The organism is Salinicola sp. CPA57 (assembly GCF_003206035.1).
Classification (GTDB): domain Bacteria; phylum Pseudomonadota; class Gammaproteobacteria; order Pseudomonadales; family Halomonadaceae; genus Salinicola; species Salinicola socius.
Map to the genome: position 1 here is coordinate 17,842 of NZ_PZJR01000025.1, position 15,220 is coordinate 33,061.

Sequence of the window (15,220 nt, forward strand, 5' to 3'; positions counted from 1 at the left end):
CACTGAGGGAAGTCGTTGGCCTTTTTCCCTCAACCCACGAAGGCGTTGGCGATCAGCAGCGCCACCAGCCCGGTGGCCCAGCCCAGCGTCGTCGGCACCGACAGCACCAGTAGCTGATGCTTGGCGGTCTTGACCCCGAGCAGGCGGTTGACCACCCAGAAATAGCTGTCGTTGAAGTAGCTGAAGAAGAGCCCGCCGAGACACGCCGCCTGGGCCGCCAGCACCATGTTGACATCCGGCATCGAGGCCAGGATTGGCGCCGAGATCGACGCGCCGGTGATCATCGAGACCGTACCGCTGCCCTGCACGAAGCGCACCAGCGTGGCGATGATGAACGGGATCAGCACCGCCGGCAGCGCAAGCCCGGCAATGCTTTCGCCGATGTAGTCACCGGCACCGCTGGCCCGCAGCACGGCACCCAGCGCGCCCCCGGCACCGGTCACCAGCAGAATGATACCGGCGCTTTCGACGCCTTTTTCCAGATGCGCCAGGACCTGGTCCTTGGGCATTTTCGGCACCAGACCGTAGACCGCCACCAGCACGCCGATGCCCACCGCGATCACCGGGTTGCCGATGAACTGGACGACCTGAACGACGATACCCGGTGCATCGCTGCCACCGACCAGCGCGGTGACCAGCGTGTTGAGGAAGATCAACAGAATCGGCAGCCCGATCGGCAACACCGACTTGAACAACGTCGGCAGCTCGCTCTCCTCCAGGTGCGCCGCGAGCGGGTCGTCTTCCGTATCGCGCTTCAGCGATCCCGGCACGTCGCGTTCGATCATCGCCTCGATACGCGGCCCCATGAAACGGGCGTAAAGTACCATCACGATCAGCGCCGGCGCGGTGAAGACCAGGCCCCAGGCGATCATCAGACCGATGTCGACACCGAAGATGCCGGCGACGCCCAGCGGCCCCGGCGTTGGCGGTACCGCGCTATGGGTGACCGCCAGCCCCGAGGCCAGCGCGATGCCGAGCGTCAGCACCGAGCGCCCGCTGTTGCGCGCCAATGCCCGCACCAGCGGATTGAGAATCACGTAGGCCGAGTCGCAGAAGATCGGGATCGAGACGATATAACCGGTGAGCGCCATCGCCCAGTCCTCGCGCTCCTTGCCGAGCAATTTGAGAATCGAATAGGCCATGCGCTGGCCGGCACCGGAGACTTCGAGAATTCGCCCCATCATCACGCCGAAACCGATGACCAGGCCGATGGTGGAAAGCGTCTTGCCGAAGCCGGTGGTGATCGAATCGATCACCGCATTGGGCGACATGCCGCCGATCAAACCGGCGATCGAGGCGGCGATGATCAGGGCGAGCAGCGCATGAACGCGGGTCTTCAGCACCAGCGCGATCATCACGAAGATAGCGATACCCAGGCCGATGATGACCTGGGGGCCAGCGACAGTGTCTGTCATGGCGTGACTCCTTGTGGGCTTTATTGGGTGTTGTTGCCTGCTGGGTTCAAGGAACGGATCTACCGAGTCCGGAGCGTCTTTCCAGAAACCGGTTCAGTCGTCGAGCTCTTCCTCCCGCTCGTCCTCGAGATAGGCACGAATGATCGCGTCGAAGTCGGCATCGGCCTGGAACCCCAGTGCCAACGGCCGCTCGACATCCAGCCCGCCCGGCCAACTGGCCACGATGGCATCGATGCCGGCATCCGGCTCGAAGCGCACGAGATCGCGCGCGGGCGCACCGGCCTGCCGCTCGAGCGCGTCGAGCATCTCGTTCACCGTCACCGTGATGCCAGGCAGGTTGAGCGTGCGCCAATCGCCCAGCGCCTCTCCCTCGAGCGCCAGCGCATGGACCAGATTGGCGACCACGGCGCGGGGCGAGGAGAGCCACAGCGGCAGGCCGGCAGCCACCGGGCAAATCGCCTCGAGGCCGGACAGCGGCTCGCGGATGATCGAGCTGGCAAACGACGAGGCCGCCTGATTCGGTTTGCCGGGGCGAACCACGATGGTGGGCAGGCGACAGACACGACCGTCGACGAAACCGCGCCGGCTGTAGTCGTTGACCAGCAGCTCCCCGATCGCTTTCTGCGCGCCGTAGGAAGAACGTGGCTGAGGCCCGACGGCTTCCGGCACCGGCTGGGATCGCTTTTGGGAGAGTCCTTGAGATAGCCCCGGACCGAACACCGCCAGCGAGCTGGCGAACAGGAATCGCAGCCGCCTTGGATGCGCCCGGCACGCTTCCAGCAGCGTGCGCGTGGCATCCAGATTGACCCGCATGCCGAGCTCGAAGTCCGCCTCGGCCTGGGAACTCACCACCGCCGCCAGATGACAGACGGCGCCGGTATCGTCGGCCAGTGCCTGCTGGATCAGCCCAGACTCAATGAAATCGGGATCGGCGATGTCGCCGGTCAGCGATTCGACCCGACCGTCGGTTACCGGACACGGCGCCAGATCGATCGACGTCACCCGCGTGATGGCCTGCCCCTCAATCGACGCCTCTCCCGCAAGCAGCTGTTGAATCAGTCTGGCACCGAGAAAACCGGCGCCTCCCGTCACGATCACATGCATGGCGTTGCTCCTTTGAGGCGCTGCCTTCGTTCACTGGATGGCGCTCAATTGACGAAAGGCGAATTGCGCTGAGATTTGAGATTTAACATCTTGTCTGACAAATTGAGCGAACAGGCAACACCGCCATTGGTCGGAGAAGATCGCCACATGCCGTCACGACGGCATTCAACGTGCCGGCCATTCGACGAACGCATGAGGATTGGGGATCGCGAGTGACAACAAATGAGTGAAAACATCGAACAGCCATCGCGCGGCCCGCAGCTTTCCGAACAGGTCGCCCAGCGCTTGAGCGACGCCATACAGGCCGGCGAATGGGGCCGCGGTGCGCGGCTGCCCACCGAGGCCGCCTTGGGTGAGCGTTACGGCATCAGCCGCTCGGTGGTACGCGAAGCGATCTCGATGCTGCGCAATGGCGGCCTGGTCACTTCGCGACGCGGCAGCGGCAGTTTCGTCGCCGAATCCCCGACGATCTCACTGCGCCTGCCGATCCCCGACCCCGATCTGCAATCGGTGGTCGAGGTGCTGGAGTTGCGCCGGCCGCTGGAGGTGGAAGCCGCACGGCTCGCCGCCGAGCGATGCACGCCATCGCAGCTCCGCCGTATTCGCAACGCGATGGTGGATATCGACGAAGCCGTCGAGGCGGGGCTTTCCGGGGTCGATCAGGATCTTGCCTTCCATCGCGCCATCGCCGAAGCGGCCAACAACACGCACTTCACCGCCGTGCTCGATTTTTACAATCGCTTCCTGCATCACGCGATCCGCGTGACGCGGACCAACGAATCGATGCGTGAGACCTTCATGCAACAGGTGGTTGCCGAGCATCAGGCCATTCTCGACGCCATTGCCGCCGGTAATGCCGATGCCGCCGCGCGCGCCGCCACCATTCATCTGGAACACGCCGAAATGCGACTGCGGCAGGCGCCCCCCGATCTGCTCAAGAGCGTGCTCGAGCGAGCCGAGGCGCCAGTTGAACCGTCGTCGACATCGTCGACTCAACAGGGAGAAAGACCATCATGACCACCACACAACGGCCCCGCATCGGCGTGATCGGACTGGGTTCGATGGGAATGGGCATGGCCATGTCGCTGGTGCGTGCCGGCTTCGAGACCTGGGGTTGTGATCTGCGCGAGGAGGCGCGGGCCAGTTTTGCCGGCGCCGGCGGACACGCCGTGGCAACACCCGCCGAAATGGCGGCCGAGGTCGAGATCGTGCTGACCGTGGTGGTCAACGCCGAGCAGACCCGGGCGGTGCTGTTTGATGACAACGGCCTGCTTCCGGGATTGAAGCCTGGCAGCCTGGTCATTTCCTGCGCGACCTGCGCCCCGGATGCCGTGCAGGCGCTGGGTAGCGACCTCGCCGCCCACGATATCCACCTGCTCGATGCGCCGATCTCGGGCGGTTCGGTCAAGGCGGCCGCCGGTCAGCTGACGATCATGGCCTCCGGCCCCGCGACGCTGTTCGCGCGCGCCGACAGCGTGCTCGACGCCCTCGCCGCCAAGGTGTTTCGTCTGGGAGAGGGGCTGGGGCAGGGCTCGCAGGTCAAGCTGGTCAACCAGCTGCTGGCCGGGGTGCATATCGCTGCCGCCGCCGAGGCGATGGCCTACGGCATTCGCGGCGGCTGCGACCCGCAGACGCTTTACGAGGTGATCACCCAGAGTGCCGGCAATTCTTGGATGTTCGAGAATCGCGTACCGCACATCCTGGCCGGCGACTACACCCCGCACTCGGCGGTGGATATTTTCGTCAAGGATCTCGGCATCGTTCACGACACCGCTCATCGCGACAAATTTCCGCTGCCGCTCACCGCCCAGGCGCTGAGCCAGTTCACCCTCGCGTCGGCCCAGGGGCTGGGACGGCAAGACGATTCGGCGGTGATCAAGGTCTACCCGGGTATCACGCTTCCCGGCACGGCCGCCAACGATGCCGGATTCGATTTCGATGGCGGTCCCAACGCCGATCCCAACGATCATGGAGGTGCTTGAGCGATGGCGAACTCTCTTTCAAAAGCGGATGAGCGACGGCCCAGCATGCGGCCCATCCTCGGCTGCATCGCCGACGATTTCACCGGCGCCACGGATCTCGCCAGCCAGCTGGTCAGTGCCGGGATGCGCACGCTGCAGACCATCGGCATCCCCCAGGCACCGCTGGAAGCGGGCGTGGACGCCGTGGTCGTGGCGCTGAAATCGCGCACCATTCCGGCCAGGGAGGCCATCGAACAGTCGATCCAGGCGCTCGACTGGCTGCGAGAGCAGGGCTGCGAGCAGTTCTATTTCAAGTACTGCTCCACCTTCGATTCGACGCCGGCCGGCAATATCGGCCCAGTGACGGAGGCGCTGATGGAAGCGTTGGGCACTGACTTCACCGTCGCCTGCCCGGCCCTGCCGGCCAACCGCCGCAGCGTGTTCAACGGCTACCTGTTCGCCAATGGCGTCCCGCTCAACGAAAGCGGCATGCAGGACCACCCGCTGACGCCGATGACCGACGCCAACCTGGTCCGTGTGCTCAACGCGCAGACGACGCGCAATGTCGGACTGATCGACTACGCCACGCTGCGCCAGGGCGATGCTGCCGTCACCGCGCGCATCGACGCACTCAAGGCCGACGGTATCGGTATCGCGATCTGCGACGCCATCGATAATGACGACCTGTTCATGCTGGCGCGAGCCTGCCGCGATCTGCCGCTGGTGACCGCGGGCTCCGGCCTGGCGCTGGGGCTGCCGGCCAATGTCGCCGAACGTCTCGATCACACCCAGGATGCGGCTCGACTCGAACCCATCGCCGGTCGCGAAGCGGTGTTGAGCGGCAGCTGTTCGCGGGCCACGCTGGCCCAGATCGAGTACGCCCGGCAGCGCATGCCGAGCGTTCACCTGGATGCCCAGGCGCTGGACGACGACTATCAAGGCGTCGTCGATGCCGCACTGGAATATGCTGAAGGCAATCTGGATGCCGGCCCCGTGCTGATCTACGCCAGCGCCTCACCCGAGGAAGTCCGCCGGGCGCAACAGCGGCTCGGCGTGCAGCAGGCCGGCGAGCTGGTCGAGCGCGCCATGGCGGAGATCGCCGCCGAGCTGGTCGGACGCCTTGGCGTGCGCCGGCTACTGGTGGCCGGGGGCGAGACCTCCGGCGCCGTGGTCACCGCCCTCGACGTTCAGGGACTGCGGATCGGCGAGAGTATCGATCCCGGCGTGCCGTGGACGACCACGCTGGGTACCGAAGAACCGTTGGCGCTGGCGCTCAAGTCAGGCAACTTCGGCGCCCCCGATTTCATGACCAAAGCCTGGAAACTGATGCCATGACCGCGATCCACACCTCGACATCATCCACCGAAAACCGCCTGCGCGAAGAGATCGCCGAGATCGGCCGCTCCTTCCGTAACCTGGGCATGGCGCCAGGCACCTCCGGCAACATCAGCGCCAAGCTCGACGACGGCTGGCTGATGACACCGACCAACGCCAGCCTCGGCGCACTCGATCCGGCGGAGATTTCCAAGCTCGACTGGGACGGCAACCTGCTGGCCGGCAAGCCGCCGACCAAGGAGTCTTTCCTGCATAGGGCCTTCTACGAACAGCGCCCGGATACCGGCGGGATCATCCACCTTCACGCCACGCACTCGGCCGCCGTGTCGTGTCTCAACGGGCTCGATGAGCACTCCTGCCTGCCGCCGATCACACCCTACTTCGTGATGCGCGTCGGCCGCCTGCCACTGGTGCCCTACTACCGCCCCGGTGATGCCGCGCTGGGTGACGCCGTGCGCGACTATGCCTTGGATCATGCCGCGGTGCTACTGGCCAATCACGGCCCGGTGGTCGCCGGCAAGACGCTGGAAGCGGCACGCAACGCCATCGAGGAGCTGGAAGAAACCGCCAAGCTCTATCTGCTGCTGCGCCAGCACGATGTGCGCACGCTGAACGAGAAAGAGATCGACGAGCTGCGCGACGCCTTCGGCGCCCAGTGGTAGCCGCGCATTCGTCTGCCCGTACCACCACTGTCAACAGGGTCATCGAGGAAATCAGGCCATGCCGCGTTTCGCTGCCAATCTCAGCATGATGTTCAACGAAGTCCCGTTCATGGAGCGCTTCGCCCAGGCCGCCGCCAGCGGTTTCGAGGGCGTCGAGTTTCTGTTCCCGTACGATTTCGAACCCGAAGCGATCGCCGCCGAGCTCGAGCGTCACGGGCTCGAGCAGGTGCTGTTCAATCTGCCGCCGGGCGACTGGGCAGCCGGCGAGCGCGGTCTGGCCGCGCTCCCTGAACGCGAGACGGAGTTCCGGGCAAGCGTCGATACCGCGATTCGCTATGCCAAGGCGCTGAACTGCCAGCGCCTGCATGCCATGGCAGGGCTGGTGGCGGAATCGGGCTCAGCGCCGGACAATGTTTCCCGTGAAACATTGTCAAGCGGTCATCGGGATATTTATCTGGAAAATCTAAGGTTTGCGGCCAGAAAACTCGCCGAGAACGACCTGACGCTGCTGATCGAGCCGATCAACACTCGCGACATGCCGGGCTATTTTCTCAACCATCAGGCCGATGGCCACGCCATCGTTGCCGAGCTGAGCGAGCCCAACGTCAAGGTGCAGATGGATTTCTACCATACCCAGATCATGGATGGAGATATCTGGAAGACCTACCAGCGCTATCGCGACGGCGTGGGCCATATTCAGATTGCCGGCGTACCCGAACGGCACGAGCCCGATAGCGGCGAAGTGAACTATCCGTGGCTATTCGAACAGCTCGATCGCGACGGCTATGCAGGCTGGCTCGGCTGCGAGTACAAGCCGCGCGGTGACACGGAGGCAGGGTTGGGGTGGTACCGCGCCTGGCAGCAGCGCTGACAGGCGGGGATCAATTGCCCTCGATCAGCCGGATCCCGTTGTCTTCGATGACGATCCGGCGCTGCTTGTAGAGCCGGCCGATGGCCTGCTTGAAGGCGTTCTTGCTGACGCCGAGGCGGGCCTTGATGGCGTCGGCCGGGCTCTTGTCACCGAGGGCCAGAAAACCGTCGTTGGCGGCCAGCGCTGCCAACACCTTGTCGCCGACCACATCCAGACGCGCCTGCCCAGGTGGCAGCAGCGACAGATCCAGGCGAGCGTCGTCGCGTACACGGCGAACATAGCCATCCATACGATCGCCCCGGCGTAGCGGGCGCGACATGTCGTCGTGATACAGCAGCCCCCAGAAACGGCTGTTGACCACCGCCTTGGCACCGAGATCGGTCAGATCCGCGATCACCAGCGATACCCGGTCGCCTGCCTTCAGCCCTTCCGATTCGTCCTGCAGGAATTTGTCGAGCTTCATGCTGGCCACCGGACGCATGCGATCGTCGACATAGATCATCACCAGCACGCGCTTGCCCTCATCCGGGCGGAAGCGCTGCTCGCCGAAGGGCAGCAGCAGATCCTTGGGCCGGCCCCAGTTCAGGAAGGCGCCGACATCGTTGACCTTGGTCACACGAAGATAAGCGACGTCACCCACATTGACCTGTGGCTCGGCAGCGCGTGGTGATTCGGCGGGAGCATTTTCCCGAGGCGTGCGGGTCATGGCGTTCTCTGGCTGACAAGCGATGGAGGAGATGGCGCCATTATGGCGGTCGAAACCGTGCCGAGCAAAACCGCGAAAACCCGAACGGTGAGCCTCATGGATAACGCCAGGATTTTGAATTCACGCAAGAAGGATTACACTGCGCCTCTGCCGCATGCCTTATACCTTCGTATTAATCCCATCGATAGTCGAATTCACTACGCGTGATTAGCAGACTAAAGGATAGCCTCCCATAATGTCGTCATCGGTTAGGCCGAAAGGCCACTAAAAGAAGACATTATCTGGAGGTAACGCCATGAAAACTCGCATTCTCGCAGCCATCGCAATCGCCGTTGCACTGCCGACCGTCGCCCAGGCCAACAGTGCCGTCGAACAGCGTCACTTCGACCAGCAGAGCGAAGCACTCAATATCGAGCAGACCGCGCAGTACCACGCGCTGCCGACTCGCTACAGCGTCGACACTGTCGATGGTGGTCACAGCGTCGCTGCCGATCAGTCACTCAAGAACGTTGCCGAGTCCAGCCAGCTGAGCACTAACGTGCAACCGTCTCACAACGGTCTGATCGGTGAAGGCCAAAGCGCCGCTGCCGGCCAGGCGCTGCAGAACGCCACGCAGACTGTCAGCAATGACAACGGCAACGTCGAAGTGAACTTCGCCAGCCTGTAAGACTTCGCCTTCGGGCAACATAGCAGCGCTAGTCCATTCAGGGAGCCAAACGGCTCCCTTTTTGGTGTTATGCGCTGCCACATCGAAAAATTTCAGATATCCCCGCCGCCATCATTCGCATTGATAGTTCATTTCGTGCCATTCGATTTTAGTTAGACGGCTAAAGGAATCATAATGACATCACAGGTCGAGGCCAAGAGCCCGACACCAAAACAGATGATCATTGGAGGCAACACCATGAAAACTCGCATTCTCGCAGCCATCGCTATCGCCGTCGCTCTGCCCACCGTCGCCCAGGCCAATAGTGCCGTCGAACAGCGTCACTTCGACCAGCAGAGCGAAGCGCTCAACATCGAACAGACCGCGCAGTATCACGCGCTGCCGACCCGTTACAGCGTCGACACCGTCAACGGCGGCCACAGCGCGGCAGCGGACCAGGCTCTGCAGAACGTCGCCGATGCCACGCAACTGGCCACCGACATTTCGGCAAGCCGCAACCCGCTGGTCGGTGAGGGGCAAAGTGACGCAGCCGCTCAAGCGCTACGGGGCAGCGGGCAGTTCGCCCACGACACACGAGGCAACGGCGAGGTCAGCGTCACCACGCTGTAAGCTCGCCCCCTCGCAGCACCAACGCAACAGCCGCCGGCACGAAGCCGGCGGCTTGTCGTTCCCCGACAGGATCCCCTCATCCTCTTCACCTTGCCCTCTTACCCCTTGCACCTCTTGCCCACGTCCCTACTGACTTATGACTGATTCCTTTGCCACCGCCCCTCGGGACGCCGCCCGCCGCTGAGGTTTTATGCGCGGTCATATCCCGTGGGAAGCGAAGCTGATTTGGATTCATCTACCTGACATATGTCATACAAAACAGCCTCATTATTGATAAAAAAGTCAAAGAAATCGGGCACAAAAATTGCTCTCTCCTGTCGACAAAATTTGGTTAAGCTGAATGTAAGCAAATATTACTGAATCGAGCCACGACTTGAATGACTCAGGACCAGCATGCGGGGATCCGGTTTAATGAGCAAAAGGATGAGGTCCATCAGGCATCGTTTAAGGCAGGACTTCGTCCTTCGGGTAATCTCGCTCCTGGGGGTCTGCGAGACACTGACTCTTCTGCCGTTCAGCGTTTACAGGTTCGCCCAAGGTAGCTTCGACAAGGGGCTTTTCGACGGTGTCACGCTCCTCGTTATCCTCTGCATCGTCGGCTATTCCTGGTGTGCCGATGACAGCCAACGTGGTGGTCTCATCCTGGCAGTGGCCAGCACCGTTTTTGCCGACATCACCAGCAATGTCCTTGGCATCGTAGGCGTATTCTGGTTTTTCCCCATGATGCTGACCAATTTCTTTCTGACGGATGCCAAGCGTGCGCTCGTGATCAATATCGTCATGAGTATCGTGATGATTCCGGTATTGATGCAGCTTTCGCGGCCCGAGAGCATCTTCTCCTTCATCGCTTCCAGCATCACGGCAAATAGCTGTGCCTATCTCTACGCCAGAAGAAGCGACTTGCAGCAAAAATCCCTGGAGCGACTCGCCACCCACGACTTCCTGACCGGAGCCCGCAACCGCCGATCCCTTCAGGACTCGCTGGCAGTCGCCAGGGGTCGGCTGCTGAACGAGGGGCGTCCCAGCTCTCTCATACTTCTGGACCTGGACAATTTCAAAGGCATCAACGACCGGTTCGGCCATGCCTATGGCGATGAGGTGCTGGCGAAATGCGCAAACCTCATCCGCCGGAGTGTGAGGTTCGATGACTGCCTGTTTCGTTTCGGTGGTGAAGAATTCGTACTACTGCTGGCGGATATCGAAGAGGCCGATGCCGCCGCCGTGGCGGAAGATCTGCGTGCGATCATCGCCAGTCAGCTTGGCGATCCCTCCTATCCCATAACCACCTCTCTGGGTATCACAGGGCTGCACCCTTCCGACGACGTCAAGCGCTGGATGAAAAGGGCCGACGATGCACTCTACGAAGCAAAACATGGTGGCAGAAACCGTAGCGTTCTCAAAACCTTTCGAGAAGAGGACAATAAAAAATCGGATTCTAATCAGGTTAATGCTATATAAGTGGAACCCAAAACATAGAATAAAATCGAGACGATTTCGGCCAACAATAATAGCCAAAATCTTTTGATCACTTGCTTCTGATCAGTAAATTACAATCGCTTACCAACGATTATTATTGCTATCATTTACCCTCATGGTCTGATTTTTGCCCAGCTTATGCTGGGCTTTTTTTGACTCATTTCCCTCTCTATTTTATTTCTCGAAGCATTCATTAAATCAATGAGTACGGTGCATTATGGTGTCACTGATGTCCCGGGCCTTGCCTGACGAATATCAGCCTGTTCGAGGGAATCTTCCGTGCCAGGCGGATCTCCGGCGGATAACGGGCCGCCGTCGGCCGCGTGGGGCGTAGCGGGACCGGCGTTCGCCAGCAACCAGGCGGCAGTGAAGGCGCCCTCGCTTGCCTCGGCCATTCTCAGTGCATGACAGGTTTCCCCGGTGTACTCCGTGCGGGGTAATCGCTCCCGTCGCAGCCACTTGCAGACAGCCGACGGCGAGACCCCGCAGACTCGGGCACAGCGTGATACGCCACCGAGCTGCTCGACCGCAAGACGGATCGCACTCATGACACCCCCTTGTACCTGTACTTCGAGTACATGATTATCAGGTACTGAAAGTACATTCAACCGGTGGGAACATTGAACCCATGGTTCACACCGGTAACAGGGATGAGTTCAGCTCCCGACTTCACAAGGCGCTCCGTCGCGCAGGCAAGGACGGCTATGGGATGGGCGCGCGCCTGGCCCGAGCCATGCGTGTCACGCCCAAGGCCGCCAGCAAGTGGCTCAACGGCGAAGCGCGTCCGGGCCATGACAGGAAAGTCGCGCTGGCCCGCTGGCTCGGTATCCGCGAAGAATGGCTGGACTACGGCCGGGGGGAGATGCTGAGAGACGATGCGCCGACGCCCCCCGACGACGCCCGGCATATCGGCGAACCCTCCCCTACCCGCTCGCGGCAGCCTTCCCAAAGGTCAGCCGAGGCGCTGCGCCAGATCGAGCAGGCCGTACTGTCCGGCGACATGGATGAAGCGGATCTGCTGCTGCTCGAGCTGATCGCCAGACGCCTCTCCAGTCGCGGGCATCAGCAACATCGCAGCGAGGACGCCAGGGCGGAGTACCGGACCACGACGGACACCCCGGCCCCATCCGACAGCGAGAATTGAACCCGCAGATAGCGGTGCCCCTCATCAGGTTTCGTATCCGGTATGAAGTTTGTACTCGAGGCACCTTTTATGTACATTTGGTACACAAGTTATCTGCAGCGTTCACGTATCGAGGATGAAATGCGTCGCTCCAGTCCCGATGGCCCGCCTCTGCCGGAAAACGGTGACAGCGCCCTGTGTCGCCACACCACGGCCCTGCAGCGGTTCTACTACGCCAGTCATCAGATCGCCATCGCCTACGATGTCCACATCTGCGAAGCGGGCGTGCCCGATGTGGAAACCAGCTACGGCGCCTGCCCCCGCCACGAGGGCGAGCGATTGGCGGCCTATCACCCCTCGTTCCATGTGCCTGGCAAGAATCACACCGTCATCATCACCGATCGCCGGTTCGGCGAGGAGAACCTTGCCAAGGCCTGGATGGCTGACCGCATACGCCAGCTCATCCTCAGCCGGCGCTGCCAGCGGCTGCCACCGGCCAGATACCGTCGACGGTGCTAGGCACTGTCTGAAAGGTCGGCGAGCGCCGCTCGAGCCTCCGCGGCCACGCCGCTCGTAGGGAGTGGAAGGAGCGATGCTGAAAGCTACCGTCGTTCAGCCCTCAACCACCCGGTCGCTTCATCGCCAACAGCCCCAGGCTGAAGACCAGCATCAGGCTGCCACTGGCACGATTGAACCACTGCATGGCAGTTCCGCTGCGCAGGTATTTGCCGATCCTGCTGCCCAGGACGGCATAAATCGCGATCGCCAATACCTCCATCGCCAGAAACAGCGCCCCCACGACGGTGAAGCTCAAGGCGTAGTGCGCGGGCGTCACGAATTGCGGTAGGAAGGCCGTGAAAATCAGGATCGCCTTGGGGTTGCCGGCGGCGACCAGGAACTCCTGCCTCACCAGATGCCAGATGGAACGGGGCGCGGCATCCTCGAATGCCACGGCTCGTGGCTTGCCGAGCATCAGTTTCAGCCCCAGCCACGCCAGGTAGGCCGCCCCCACCCATTTGACGACGACGAAAAACCACATCGAGGTCGTCAACAACGTGCCGAGCCCGATACCGGCGATCGCGATCATGGGAATGAAGGCGGCGATTCGCCCAAGCGACGCGATGACTGCCTTGAGCGGATCCACTTGCGCGGCGTTGGTCGTCGCCAGCAGGTTGTTCGGCCCGAAGACCATGTTCAAGGCAAAACAGGCCGGCAAGAACACCGGCAGGAAATCCCAATTCATGTTGCCCTCCTTGTGACGGGCTTCGAGGCCTGGGCGGTACCATCGTCGCCTGCTAACGCCGGCCCTCCCCGGCTGGTTGGCACAGCATGCCAACCTCCAGTTGGAGTGGCGAGCGACCGACCGGTGGGTCTGATCGCCGAAAGCATCGATTGCGCCGTTCGCTTCGGCTCTCTGCAAGACAGCGCACTGGTGGTCCAGCGGCTTGGACAGGTGAACATCGTCAACTGTGCCAGTCGTGAATATCTCGCACGCCATGGCGTGCCCCAGACGCTCGATCAACTCCTGACGCAGGCCCATCGCCTAGTCGGCTATGCCGCCAGCGAAACGGCCGGCAGAGACGCCAGAACGGCTGGACTACCGTAGGGCCCAGTAGGATTCGAATAGTTTGAACAAGCATTTGAAATACAATGTTTTTTTGAAAAAGCAAAGATGTGTCTTATACCACCACCTATATCAGCCCCCATCATAACCAATGCCTTTTCCATCATGCTCACAGTAGAGACCGTGAAACTTGACGGCACTTCCATTCGTCATAACTACTTAACCAATCAAACAGTCAATCATATGAATACAGCATAAAGACACTATATTGATTTTTGTAACAATGGCGTGATATTTCTTTTCCGAACATCCAGTGAGGAAACAGCAATGTCAGGCTCAGGAAACAGCTACCTAGGTTCATCCACGCCAAACAGTTCATGCGAAGCACTTCAGTTCGATACCCAGCTTGCATCGCCGAAACCATCAGTAGTTGCTCACCTTAGCGTCGGCGACATCCTCGATATTACCTTCGGAACAGCGGGTCAACAGGTCGTTGTGGCAATTCACAACGGTATGGAGGCTGGCAGTATCGTGCACTCACTTTTGACTCAGCTGCGTACATGCATGATCCAAGGCGAGCAGTATCAAGCACGTGTTCTCCAGGTTAGTAATGGGCAAGTGCGGCTTCGGGTTTATCACGTCTAGGCGCGAGCGAGGAGAACTCAATGATAACCATCGCAGGTGGCGTCTACCGAGAGCGCTGCATGCGCCCGGCTTGGGACGATATTTATGGATCTGCAGGACGAGCAGCGACGGCGATTGCCCGTTTCGGTGGGCTGGCTGAACTACATGCCTGCGTGGATAGCGATACTCAGATCGTTATAGAGGCTCGAGCAGCCGCTGAAAACTTCAGCTTCAATCCGCAAGTTTCTCAGATTGGCGTTAACTTCGAGTACATTCACGGCCTCGCCACCCCAGACATTCGCCGCGGTGGTGATGCCGAGTCGCTACTCCAAGTTACCGCAGAGAAGGTGCTTCGGTTCGGCATGGTGGATGGAACCGCAGTAGTTAATGCTGAATACGCCGTATTCGACCCCCAAAACGCCGATAGCCCTGAATCCTTCAACGCCAATGGATCCACAGCCAGACACCTCGCGCTGGTCCTGAACCGCCACGAAGCCAATCTACTGCTTCCTGGCTCCAACGGAATGCACCCCGAGCAGATCGCGACCGCATTGGCTACGCAGGAAAATGCGGAGGTAGTTGTCATTAAAATGGGGCCATTAGGCGCTCTCGTATATGACAACGGCGCTATCTCGACAGTACCGGCATACCGCACTGAACGCGTATGGAAGATTGGCTCCGGTGATACCTTCGCCGCCCACTTTGCACTGGCCTGGTTGGACGATTGCCGTTCAGCTCATGATGCAGCCTCAATTGCTTCCCTCGCAACGGCCTTCTATTGCGAGAGCCAGGGTTTTCCCGACAAAGCATTGCTGGCTGAATTCAAACCAGAGACCTTAGAGCCTTCCGAGCGATACCGTAATGGCTACGCTCCGAAGGTCTACCTCGCTGGCCCATTCTTCACACTCGCTGAACTTTGGATGGTGGGGCAGGCTCGCCGAGACCTGATAGACATGGGCTTGGAGGTATTTTCTCCCTACCACGATGTTGGCTTGGGTACTGCTGAGGACGTGGTGGAGAAAGACTTAGAAGGCGTGCACGATTGCGACGTTCTCTTCGCAATCGGTGATGGACTCGACTCGGGCACGTGAATCGCCCCGGGT

The 15,220-nt window shown here is 61.0% G+C and carries 17 protein-coding genes; 12 read left to right on the forward strand and 5 right to left on the reverse strand.

What is annotated here, in order from left to right:
* Window positions 1-29 precede the first annotated feature (29 nt).
* Together DOM36_RS19635 and denD are read right to left on the reverse strand one after the other, a co-directional pair.
* Window positions 30-1,415 carry a gluconate:H+ symporter gene (locus tag DOM36_RS19635; RefSeq protein ID WP_075571612.1) on the reverse strand — a complete coding sequence of 462 codons (1,386 nt, stop codon included), beginning with the start codon at window positions 1,413-1,415 and terminating at the stop codon, window positions 30-32.
* A 93-nt stretch (window positions 1,416-1,508) separates the two neighbouring features.
* On the reverse strand, window positions 1,509-2,519 hold the full coding sequence (gene denD / locus DOM36_RS19640) for a D-erythronate dehydrogenase (protein WP_075571611.1): 1,011 nt from the start codon (window positions 2,517-2,519) through the stop codon (window positions 1,509-1,511).
* Window positions 2,520-2,741: 222 nt separating this feature from the next.
* On the opposite strand from denD, the gene DOM36_RS19645 reads away from it, so the two are divergent.
* The 5 genes from DOM36_RS19645 to otnI are packed head-to-tail and all read left to right on the forward strand — an operon-like array spanning window position 2,742 to window position 7,348.
* Window positions 2,742-3,536, forward strand: coding sequence for a FadR/GntR family transcriptional regulator (locus DOM36_RS19645; protein ID WP_110644134.1), 795 nt, complete (start codon window positions 2,742-2,744; stop codon window positions 3,534-3,536).
* Window positions 3,533-4,501 (forward strand): L-threonate dehydrogenase, encoded by a 969-nt coding sequence (ltnD, locus tag DOM36_RS19650; protein WP_110644135.1) that lies wholly within the window; start codon window positions 3,533-3,535, stop codon window positions 4,499-4,501. The genes DOM36_RS19645 and ltnD overlap by 4 nt, the downstream gene beginning before the upstream one ends.
* A gap of 45 nt (window positions 4,502-4,546) precedes the next feature.
* Complete coding sequence (gene otnK / locus DOM36_RS19655) at window positions 4,547-5,815, forward strand: 3-oxo-tetronate kinase (RefSeq protein ID WP_110644136.1); 1,269 nt, start codon at window positions 4,547-4,549, stop codon at window positions 5,813-5,815.
* Window positions 5,812-6,477: a 3-oxo-tetronate 4-phosphate decarboxylase gene (gene otnC, locus DOM36_RS19660; protein WP_075571607.1), complete on the forward strand. Its 666-nt coding sequence runs from the start codon at window positions 5,812-5,814 to the stop codon at window positions 6,475-6,477. Before otnK ends, otnC begins: the two co-directional genes overlap by 4 nt.
* A 58-nt stretch (window positions 6,478-6,535) precedes the next feature.
* A complete protein-coding gene (otnI, locus tag DOM36_RS19665; protein WP_110644137.1) occupies window positions 6,536-7,348 on the forward strand; it encodes a 2-oxo-tetronate isomerase in 813 nt (270 codons plus the stop codon).
* A 10-nt stretch (window positions 7,349-7,358) separates the two neighbouring features.
* Here the strand turns inward: otnI and DOM36_RS19670 are convergent, their stop codons facing one another.
* The gene (locus tag DOM36_RS19670) at window positions 7,359-8,054 is read right to left on the reverse strand and encodes a S1-like domain-containing RNA-binding protein (RefSeq protein ID WP_075571605.1); all 696 of its coding nucleotides are present in this window, start codon (window positions 8,052-8,054) and stop codon (window positions 7,359-7,361) included.
* A 295-nt stretch (window positions 8,055-8,349) separates the two neighbouring features.
* Here DOM36_RS19670 and DOM36_RS19675 point away from each other — a divergent pair, with 295 nt between their 5' ends.
* The 3 genes from DOM36_RS19675 to DOM36_RS19685 all read left to right on the forward strand — a co-directional run bounded on the left by DOM36_RS19675 (window position 8,350) and on the right by DOM36_RS19685 (window position 10,788).
* Window positions 8,350-8,721: a hypothetical protein gene (locus DOM36_RS19675; protein ID WP_075571604.1), complete on the forward strand. Its 372-nt coding sequence runs from the start codon at window positions 8,350-8,352 to the stop codon at window positions 8,719-8,721.
* A gap of 237 nt (window positions 8,722-8,958) precedes the next feature.
* Window positions 8,959-9,330, forward strand: a complete 372-nt coding sequence (locus tag DOM36_RS19680) for a hypothetical protein (RefSeq protein ID WP_157958703.1) — start codon at window positions 8,959-8,961, stop codon at window positions 9,328-9,330.
* 423 nt (window positions 9,331-9,753) lie between these two features.
* Window positions 9,754-10,788, forward strand: coding sequence for a GGDEF domain-containing protein (locus DOM36_RS19685; RefSeq protein ID WP_157958704.1), 1,035 nt, complete (start codon window positions 9,754-9,756; stop codon window positions 10,786-10,788).
* A 233-nt stretch (window positions 10,789-11,021) separates the two neighbouring features.
* On the opposite strand, the gene DOM36_RS20365 is transcribed toward DOM36_RS19685, so the two are convergent.
* On the reverse strand, window positions 11,022-11,354 hold the full coding sequence (locus DOM36_RS20365; RefSeq protein ID WP_198651345.1) for a YdaS family helix-turn-helix protein: 333 nt from the start codon (window positions 11,352-11,354) through the stop codon (window positions 11,022-11,024).
* A 161-nt stretch (window positions 11,355-11,515) separates the two neighbouring features.
* Between DOM36_RS20365 and DOM36_RS19695 the strand changes: the two genes are divergently transcribed.
* A complete protein-coding gene (locus DOM36_RS19695; RefSeq protein ID WP_110644140.1) occupies window positions 11,516-11,950 on the forward strand; it encodes a helix-turn-helix transcriptional regulator in 435 nt (144 codons plus the stop codon).
* Between the two features lie 120 nt (window positions 11,951-12,070).
* Window positions 12,071-12,448: a hypothetical protein gene (locus DOM36_RS19700; RefSeq protein ID WP_157958706.1), complete on the forward strand. Its 378-nt coding sequence runs from the start codon at window positions 12,071-12,073 to the stop codon at window positions 12,446-12,448.
* A gap of 100 nt (window positions 12,449-12,548) precedes the next feature.
* Here the strand turns inward: DOM36_RS19700 and DOM36_RS19705 are convergent, their stop codons facing one another.
* Window positions 12,549-13,172, reverse strand: a complete 624-nt coding sequence (locus DOM36_RS19705) for a LysE family translocator (RefSeq protein ID WP_110644142.1) — start codon at window positions 13,170-13,172, stop codon at window positions 12,549-12,551.
* A gap of 123 nt (window positions 13,173-13,295) precedes the next feature.
* On the opposite strand from DOM36_RS19705, the gene DOM36_RS20205 reads away from it, so the two are divergent.
* Entirely contained in the window at window positions 13,296-13,535 is a 240-nt protein-coding gene (locus DOM36_RS20205; protein WP_157958707.1) for a LysR substrate-binding domain-containing protein, read from the forward strand.
* A 623-nt stretch (window positions 13,536-14,158) separates the two neighbouring features.
* Window positions 14,159-15,208 (forward strand): PfkB family carbohydrate kinase, encoded by a 1,050-nt coding sequence (locus DOM36_RS19715; protein ID WP_110644143.1) that lies wholly within the window; start codon window positions 14,159-14,161, stop codon window positions 15,206-15,208.
* The last annotated feature ends 12 nt before the right edge of the window (window positions 15,209-15,220 follow it).

Bases quoted from the DNA above. Each gene is read 5' to 3' on its own strand.
- DOM36_RS19680 (WP_157958703.1), top strand. From the start codon at position 8,959: ATGAAAACTCGCATTCTCGCAGCCATCGCTATCGCCGTCGCTCTGCCC.
- otnC (WP_075571607.1), top strand. From the start codon at position 5,812: ATGACCGCGATCCACACCTCGACATCATCCACCGAAAACCGCCTGCGC.
- DOM36_RS19670 (WP_075571605.1), bottom strand. From the start codon at position 8,054: ATGACCCGCACGCCTCGGGAAAATGCTCCCGCCGAATCACCACGCGCT.
- denD (WP_075571611.1), bottom strand. From the start codon at position 2,519: ATGCATGTGATCGTGACGGGAGGCGCCGGTTTTCTCGGTGCCAGACTG.
- otnK (WP_110644136.1), top strand. From the start codon at position 4,547: ATGCGGCCCATCCTCGGCTGCATCGCCGACGATTTCACCGGCGCCACG.
- DOM36_RS19715 (WP_110644143.1), top strand. From the start codon at position 14,159: ATGATAACCATCGCAGGTGGCGTCTACCGAGAGCGCTGCATGCGCCCG.
- DOM36_RS19700 (WP_157958706.1), top strand. From the start codon at position 12,071: ATGCGTCGCTCCAGTCCCGATGGCCCGCCTCTGCCGGAAAACGGTGAC.
- DOM36_RS19695 (WP_110644140.1), top strand. From the start codon at position 11,516: ATGGGCGCGCGCCTGGCCCGAGCCATGCGTGTCACGCCCAAGGCCGCC.
- DOM36_RS19685 (WP_157958704.1), top strand. From the start codon at position 9,754: ATGAGGTCCATCAGGCATCGTTTAAGGCAGGACTTCGTCCTTCGGGTA.
- DOM36_RS19705 (WP_110644142.1), bottom strand. From the start codon at position 13,172: ATGAATTGGGATTTCCTGCCGGTGTTCTTGCCGGCCTGTTTTGCCTTG.
- ltnD (WP_110644135.1), top strand. From the start codon at position 3,533: ATGACCACCACACAACGGCCCCGCATCGGCGTGATCGGACTGGGTTCG.
- DOM36_RS19635 (WP_075571612.1), bottom strand. From the start codon at position 1,415: ATGACAGACACTGTCGCTGGCCCCCAGGTCATCATCGGCCTGGGTATC.
- DOM36_RS20365 (WP_198651345.1), bottom strand. From the start codon at position 11,354: ATGAGTGCGATCCGTCTTGCGGTCGAGCAGCTCGGTGGCGTATCACGC.
- DOM36_RS19675 (WP_075571604.1), top strand. From the start codon at position 8,350: ATGAAAACTCGCATTCTCGCAGCCATCGCAATCGCCGTTGCACTGCCG.
- DOM36_RS19645 (WP_110644134.1), top strand. From the start codon at position 2,742: ATGAGTGAAAACATCGAACAGCCATCGCGCGGCCCGCAGCTTTCCGAA.
- otnI (WP_110644137.1), top strand. From the start codon at position 6,536: ATGCCGCGTTTCGCTGCCAATCTCAGCATGATGTTCAACGAAGTCCCG.